We start from the raw sequence: 5461 nt of genomic DNA on the forward strand, positions 1-5461 counted from the left end.
GAGCAGGCGGGGGCGGGCGGCGAGGGCCCGGGCCAGCGCGACCCGTTGGCGTACCGCGAAGGGCAGCGTGCCCGGGGCGGCGTCGGCGTACCCGCCGATCCCGAGGTCGTCCAGGACGTCCCGGGCCCGGCGCCGCAGCCGGCGCTCGTCGCGGTCGCTGGCGGGCAGTCCGAGCAGGGCCGTGAGGAAACCGGCGCGGGCGGTGTGGGTCGCGCCGGTCATCACGTTCTCCAGCACGGTCAGGCCGGCGAAGAGGCCGGTCCCCTGGAGGGTGCGGGCAATGCCGAGCCGGGTCAGCCGGTGCGGGCGGGGCCGTAGTGGCCGGCCGTCGAGGGTCAGCTCCCCCTCGTCGGGTACGACGAACCCGCAGACGACGTTGAACAGGGTGGTCTTGCCGGCCCCGTTCGGCCCGATCACGCCCACCACGTGGCCGGCGGGGACCCGCAACGAGACGTCGTCGAGGGCGGTGAGGCCGCCGAAGCGCACCCCGACGTGGTGCAGCGCGAGCCCGTGCTCCATCACCCATCCCTCGATCGTGCCGATATTTACACTCGCAGTGTACTTTTACTGATCGGTGAGTCAATGGGCCGGACGCCTTGTCGCTCCTGTCGGCAAGGGCGGATACCGGACCCCGACCGAGCCCATCTCGGACCAGGTTTGTGCACCGTGGATGAACTACAGTGGCCGGCGGGATCAGTTCGGCGCCGGCGCCGGCAGGTCGACCAGTCCCGCCAGGAGCGTGCGGTGCCGGTCGGCACTGCCGAAGGCGATCGCGGCGCTCTTGGCCCGCTTGAGATAGAGGTGCGCCGGATGCTCCCAGGTGAAACCGATCCCGCCGTGCAACTGCACGCAGACCTCCGCCGCGGTCACCGCGACCGTGCCGCAGTACGCCTGGGCCAGCGACCCGGCCAGCGGGGTGTCCGGGTCACCGGTGGCCAGACAGTCCGCGGCGTACCGCGCCACCGCCCGCGCCTCGGTGACCTGCACCCAGAGATCGGCCAGCCGGTGCTTGACCGCCTGGAACGAGCCGACCGGGCGACCGAACTGATACCGGACCCGGACGTAGTCGACCGTGGTGTCCAGGCACCACTGGGCCACCCCGACCTGCTCGGAGGCGAGCAGCGCCGCCCCGGCGGTCACCGCGTCGGTCACGGCGGAGCCGGCCACCGGCCCGGTGGCGATCCGCCGCGCCGGGGCCACGGCGAACGTGATGTCGCAGAGCGTCCGGGTGGCGTCCAGCGACAGCACCGGCCGCATCGTCACCCCGGGCGCGTCGGCGTCCACCACGTACAGTCCGTCGTCCGCCGGCACCAGGAGCAGCCCGGCCGGGAGGGCGTCCGCGACCCCGGCCACCACACCGGAGAGCACCGGCCCGTCGGCCACCGCGACCGGGTGGGCGGGGACGCCCGGGGAGGTGGCGAACGGGACCACCAGCACCGGGACCCGCTCCCCGACGGCGAGCGGACCGAGCAGGTCCCCCCGGCCGCAGCCGAGCAGGGCCCGGGTGGCGACGGCGGCACCGAGGTAGGGCACCGGCGCCACCGCCCGGCCCAGTTCCTCCAGCACCACCGCCACCTCACGGAAGCCGGCTCCGGCTCCGCCGTGTTCCTCGGGCACCGCCAGGCCGGTGACGCCGAGGTGACCGGCGAGCCGGGCCCAGAGCGCCATGTCGTACGACCGATCGCCGTCGACGCGGGACAGCACCCGCTGCCACGGGCTGTACGCGGCGAGCAGGGCCCGGACGCTGTCCCGCAGCGCCTCCTCGTGGTCGTCGTAGCGCAGGTTGCTCATCGGTCCACCCGGGGTTCGGCCGGCAGCCCGAGGACCCGCTCGGCGATGATGGTGCGCAGGATCTCGGAGGTCCCGCCCTCGATGGAGTTCCCCCGGGCGCGCAGGTAGCGGTAGGTGGCCGTCCGGCCGAGCAGGTCCGGTTCCTCCGGGCGGTGCATGGTCCAGTCGTCGTGGCGCAGCCCTTCGCCGCCCAGCAGTTCCACCTCGATGCCGCTGATCCGTTGGGCGAGGGCGGCGAAGGAGAGCTTGACCGCGGAGCTCTCCGGCCCGGGGTCACCGGCCAGCAGTTGCTGCCGCAGCCGCAGCGCGGTCAACCGGGCCGCCTCGGCCCGCACCCACGATTGCAGGACCTCGTGGTGCAGGCCCGCGCTGCGCAGCTCGGGCCGGTCCCGCCAGGTCTGCGCCAGCCGGCCGATCATGCCGCCCTCGCGGGGCAGCGGCCGACCGCCGATCGCGACCCGCTCGTGCATCAGGGTGGTCCGGGCCACCCGCCACCCGTCGCCGACGGCACCGACCCGCAGGCTGTCCGGCAGCCGCACGTCGGTGAGGAAGACCTCGTTGAACTCGGCCTCGCCGGTGAGCTGGCGCAGCGGGCGTACCTGCACTCCCGGTGCGGTCATGTCGCAGACGAAGAAGGTGATGCCCCGGTGTTTCGGCGCGACCGGGTCGGTCCGGGTGAGCAGGATGGCCCACCGCGCCCGGTGGGCCATCGAGGTCCAGACCTTCTGCCCGTCGACGATCCAGTCGGTACCGTCACGGACCGCCCGGGTGGTCAGGCCGGCCAGGTCGGAGCCGGCGCCGGGCTCACTGAACAGTTGGCACCAGATCTCCTCGCCGGTCCACAGTGGTCGCAGCCAGCGGGCGCGCTGGGTCGGGGTGCCGTGCCGGAGCAGGGTGGGGGCGGCCATGCCGAGCCCGATGCTGTTGCGGCGGGGCCGGTTGTCCGGCGCGCCGACCCGGGCGAACTCCGCGTCGACCAGCGGTTGCAGCCGCCGTGGGGCGTCGAGTCCGCCGAGGCCGACCGGATGGTGCACCCAGGCGAGTCCGGCGTCGAACCGGGCCCGCAGGAAGGCGGTCCGGTCGCCGGCCGGATCGTGACGGTCCAGGAACGCGGCGACCCGGCCGCGCAGCATCTCCGCCGCGGCGTCGTCCGACACGTGCGACCCCCTGCCACTATTTGCACTGTCAATGCAATATATCTCGGCGACCCGGCAAGCGGAACCCGGTCACCGGCCGACGGGCCGCCGGCGGTGGGGCGGCCGCCGGTCGGCGACCGCCCCGGTCCGGGTCAGTAGCTGGGGCAGGTGCTGCGGTACTCCTCGACGTCGAAGCCGGTCGGCCCCGGGCAGAGGAACTGCTCGTACCGGGTGTCGTCGTCGACGAACCGCTTCAGCCAGGCGACCATCTGCTTGGCGGTGGGGGTGTTCACCGACTGCGGGAAGAAGTGGTCCTCCAGGTTCAGCTCCAGATAGGCCTTCTCCGACGAGGCCGGGATGCTGGTGTAGAACGGCTCGGAGTGCGACGACACCGGCGCGATGGAGTCGTACTCGCCACCGACGATCAGGGTCGGCACCCGCACGTTCGACCAGCTCTTGGTGAGGTTCCACGGGGCGAGCGGCACGGCCGCCTGGAGCGACGGCCGGGCCACCGCGGCCTCCAGACTGCCGCCGCCACCCATCGAGTGTCCGGCCACGGCGAGCCGGGTGCCGTCAATCCGGCTGCGTACCGAACTCCGCTCGACCAGGTAGTCCAGCGCGGCCAGCAACTGCCGACCCCGGCTGTCCGGCTGGTCCAGCGTGGTGATGGTCTCGATGCCGATCACCACGAAGCCGTGCGAGGCGAGCCGTGGCCCGAGCCAGCTGATGCTGGACCAGTAGGCGGTGAAACCGGGCGAGATGGCGATGGCCCCGAAGGTGCCCTCGCTGGTGCTGGTCGGGTAGTAGATGACCCCGCCGCCGAAGCCGCTGACGCTGAGCGAGGAGACGGTCAACGAGGCGGTGGCGAAGGGGCCACGGCTGGCCTCCAGGATGGCGTGGGTCGGGGCGGGGCCGCGCTCGTACGGGTTCGCCGCCGCCTGCGCGGCGGGGGACGCCGCCACGGCGGTTCCGGCGGTCAGGACGACAGCCACGGCCAGCCGGGCTACGGCGCGCACCAGGGAACGGGGACGGGTGGTGGTGGGTGATCGCACGTCGAAACTCCCTGCCGAGTGGGGGAAATTGACACTCGTCAGTTTTCGACAGGTCCGACCGGTCCCGCATCGGCAAAATCACCGGTCCGGCGGACCGGACCGGTACGCCGACGGCATCCTCGAAGGATGGAGCGACGATCCGGGGCGGCAGGGCACCGCTGCGTGCCGCACACCGCCGACGTGCGCATCGAGGCGTGGGCACCCAGCCGCGAGGAGTGCCTGGCCGAGGCGGTCACCGCGCTGGTGGACACCTTCGCCGACACCACCCGGGCGCGACCGAGCGGGAGCGCCGGGTTCCGGGTACCGCCCGCCGACGGTCCCGACCTGCTGGTGGCGCTCCTCGACGAGGTGGTCTACCGCCTGGACACCACCGGTGAGCTACCACTGCGTACCGAGGTGACGGCCGACGACGGCGGCTTGCGGGTGCACTGGACGACGACTGGCACCGACGCGGTGGAGCTGACCGGTGCCGTACCGAAGGCCGTCTCCCTGCACGAACTGCACCTCGCCGAGGACCCGGCCGGCTGGTCGTGCGCGGTCACCCTGGACGTGTGACGGTCGACCCGGCCGGGGACGGGTGGGGAGCCGCCCGGACCGGTGAAAGCTACCCGGACCGGTGGCCGGGTCAGCCCTTGACCACCCCGATGGGCAGCAGCCGGGCCACCCGGCGGCAGAGCCCGGCCCCCTCGGCGGCCTCGACCACCGCGGCGACGTCCTTGTACGCCTCCGGCATCTCCTCGGCCAGCCCGCGCCGGGACGCACCCCGCACCGCCACGTCCCGCGCCTGCATCTGGCGGCGCGGATCCTGACCCCGGACCGCCCGGGTGGCCTCCTTGCGGCTGCGGACCCGGCCGGCACCGTGACAGGTCGAGGCGAACGCCGGTGCGTCGGGTACCCCGGTCAGCACGTACGACCCGGTGCCCATCGAGCCGGGGATCAGCACCGGCTGGCCCACCGGACGCAGGTCGTCGGGAAGCTCCGGGTGGCCGGGCGGCAGGGCCCGGGTGGCGCCCTTGCGGTGCACGCAGAGCTGCCGCGCTCCCCCGTCGTACCCGTGGGTCTCGATCTTGGCCAGGTTGTGCGAGACGTCGTACACCAGGTCGAGTCCGCTGCCGGTGACCCGGTGGAACACCCGGCGGGCGGCCTCGGCGAGCAGTTGCCGGTTGGCCCGCGCGTAGTTCGCGGCGGCGGCCATCGCCCCCAGGTACGCCCGGCCCTCCGGTGACGACACCGGTGTGCAGGCCAGTTGCCGGTCCGGCACCGTGATGCCGTAGCGGGCCATCGCCTTCTCCATGGCCCGGACGTGGTCGGTGCAGATCTGGTGACCCAGCCCCCGTGACCCGCTGTGGATCATCACGCAGACCTGCCCGACGCGCAGCCCGAACGCGGCGGCCACCGTCGGGTCGTACACCTCGGCCACCTCCTGCACCTCCAGGAAGTGGTTGCCGGAGCCCAGGCTGCCCACCTGCCCCTGCCCCCGCT

The 5461-nt window shown here is 73.5% G+C and carries 6 protein-coding genes; 1 reads left to right on the top strand and 5 read right to left on the bottom strand.

Annotation, left to right across the window (positions count from 1 at the left end):
• From GSF22_RS29980 to GSF22_RS29995, 4 genes are all read right to left on the bottom strand, one after another.
• Positions 1–519: ATP-binding cassette domain-containing protein (locus GSF22_RS29980; protein WP_208817277.1), on the bottom strand; the 519-nt coding region annotated here is incomplete at its 3' end.
• Positions 520–693: 174 nt separating this feature from the next.
• Complete coding sequence (locus tag GSF22_RS29985; RefSeq protein ID WP_208817278.1) at positions 694–1791, bottom strand: acyl-CoA dehydrogenase family protein; 1098 nt, start codon at positions 1789–1791, stop codon at positions 694–696.
• On the bottom strand, positions 1788–2948 hold the full coding sequence (locus GSF22_RS29990; RefSeq protein ID WP_307804452.1) for an acyl-CoA dehydrogenase family protein: 1161 nt from the start codon (positions 2946–2948) through the stop codon (positions 1788–1790). The genes GSF22_RS29985 and GSF22_RS29990 overlap by 4 nt, the downstream gene beginning before the upstream one ends.
• A 131-nt stretch (positions 2949–3079) precedes the next feature.
• Positions 3080–3979: an alpha/beta hydrolase family protein gene (locus tag GSF22_RS29995; protein ID WP_208817279.1), complete on the bottom strand. Its 900-nt coding sequence runs from the start codon at positions 3977–3979 to the stop codon at positions 3080–3082.
• Positions 3980–4105: 126 nt separating this feature from the next.
• On the opposite strand from GSF22_RS29995, the gene GSF22_RS30000 reads away from it, so the two are divergent.
• On the top strand, positions 4106–4534 hold the full coding sequence (locus tag GSF22_RS30000; protein ID WP_208817280.1) for an archease: 429 nt from the start codon (positions 4106–4108) through the stop codon (positions 4532–4534).
• 70 nt (positions 4535–4604) lie between these two features.
• Here GSF22_RS30000 and GSF22_RS30005 read toward each other — a convergent pair.
• On the bottom strand, positions 4605–5461 hold an 857-nt coding region (locus GSF22_RS30005), incomplete at its 5' end, for an RtcB family protein (RefSeq protein ID WP_208817281.1).

It is taken from the genome of Micromonospora echinofusca (genome assembly GCF_017614955.1).
Classification (GTDB): domain Bacteria; phylum Actinomycetota; class Actinomycetes; order Mycobacteriales; family Micromonosporaceae; genus Micromonospora; species Micromonospora echinofusca_A.

Bases quoted from the DNA above. Each gene is read 5' to 3' on its own strand.
- GSF22_RS30000 (WP_208817280.1), top strand. From the start codon at position 4,106: ATGGAGCGACGATCCGGGGCGGCAGGGCACCGCTGCGTGCCGCACACC.
- GSF22_RS29985 (WP_208817278.1), bottom strand. From the start codon at position 1,791: ATGAGCAACCTGCGCTACGACGACCACGAGGAGGCGCTGCGGGACAGC.